The following is a 1,405-nucleotide window of genomic DNA, read 5'->3' as shown; positions in this document are numbered from 1 at the left end:
CCTGTGATTTTGTGTGGTGGCACTGGCACGCGTTTGTGGCCGTTGTCGCGGGAGGGCTACCCGAAGCAGTTCTGGCCGCTGGTGTCGGCGCGGACCATGCTGCAGGAGACGGCGGGCCGGGCGGCTGGGCCGGGCTTTGCGGCGCCGCTGGTGGTCTGCAATGAGGCGCATCGCTTCCTGGTGGCCGAGCAGTTGCGGGCGGCGCAGGTCGAGGGGGCGCGCATCCTGCTGGAGCCGGCCGGGCGCAACAGCGCGCCGGCGATTGCCGCGGCGGCGCTGCTGCTGCGGGCGGAGGATCCAGAGGCCGTGCTCTGGCTGATGGCGGCGGATGCGGCGATCGCCGATGGGCCGGCGCTGCAGGCGGCGCTCGGGCGGGCGGTGGTGGCGGCGCGCGCCGGGCGGATCGTCACCTTCGGCATGCGGCCGAGCGCGCCCGAGACGGGCTATGGCTATATCGAGGCCGGGGCGGAGCTGGCTGAGGCGCCTGGCGTGCAGGCGGTGGCCCGCTTCATCGAGAAGCCGGAGGCGGGCAAGGCGGCCGACCTGCTGGCGGGGGGGCGGCATCTCTGGAACAGCGGCATGTTCGTGGCCACCGCCGCGACCCTGGTGGCGGAGCTGGAGCGGCATGCCCCGGCGGTGCTGCAGAGCGTTGGCGCGGCGCTGGCCGGGGCGCAGCGCGACCTCGACTTCGTGCGGCTGGAGGCGGCCGCCTTCCGGGCCGCGCCGGCGATCTCGATCGACTATGCGGTGATGGAGAAGACCGGGCGCGCCGCGGTGGTGCCGGCTGATATCGGCTGGTCCGATCTCGGCTCCTGGGCGGCGCTGTGGGCGGTCTCCTCGAAGGACGCCGCCGGCAATGTCGCGCAAGGGCCGGTCGAGATGGTGGACAGCCAGGGCTGCTATGTCCGCTCCGAGGGCATCCTGACCGGCATCGTCGGGCTGCGCGACACGGTGGTGGTGACCACCGAGGACGCGGTGCTGGTGATGCCGCGCGAGCGGGCGCAGGATGTGAAGCGGCTGGTCGAGCAACTGCGGCGCGCCGGCCGCAGGGAGGCCACCGAGCATCGCCGCGTCTACCGCCCCTGGGGCCATTACGAGGGGCTGATCCAGGGCGAGCGCTTCCAGGTCAAGAAGATCCAGGTGCGGCCGGGCCAGAAGCTCTCGCTGCAGAAGCACTTCCATCGCGCCGAGCACTGGGTGGTGGTGAACGGCACCGCCGTGGTGCAGCGCGATGCCGACTCCATCCTGCTGCGGGAGAACGAGAGCATCTATCTCCCCCTCGGCTGCGTCCACCGCCTGGAAAACCCAGGCATGATCCCGCTCACCCTCATCGAGGTCCAGTCCGGCGCCTATCTCGGCGAGGACGACATCGTCCGCATCGAGGATACCTACGGACGAACGTGAG

The 1,405-nt window shown here is 71.7% G+C and carries 1 protein-coding gene; it reads left to right on the top strand.

Features of this window, described 5'->3' with window-relative positions; all coding sequences use genetic code 11:
* The coding region (locus LHA35_RS28225; protein ID WP_226615112.1) for a mannose-1-phosphate guanylyltransferase/mannose-6-phosphate isomerase at positions 1–1,404 on the top strand (1,404 nt) is incomplete at its 5' end.
* Position 1,405: the final 1 nt, after the last annotated feature.

The organism is Roseicella aerolata (assembly GCF_020523605.1).
Lineage (GTDB): Bacteria > Pseudomonadota > Alphaproteobacteria > Acetobacterales > Acetobacteraceae > Paracraurococcus > Paracraurococcus aerolatus.
The sequence above is the reverse complement of the archived record's forward strand: the minus strand, read 5'-3'. Positions and strand labels throughout refer to the sequence as shown.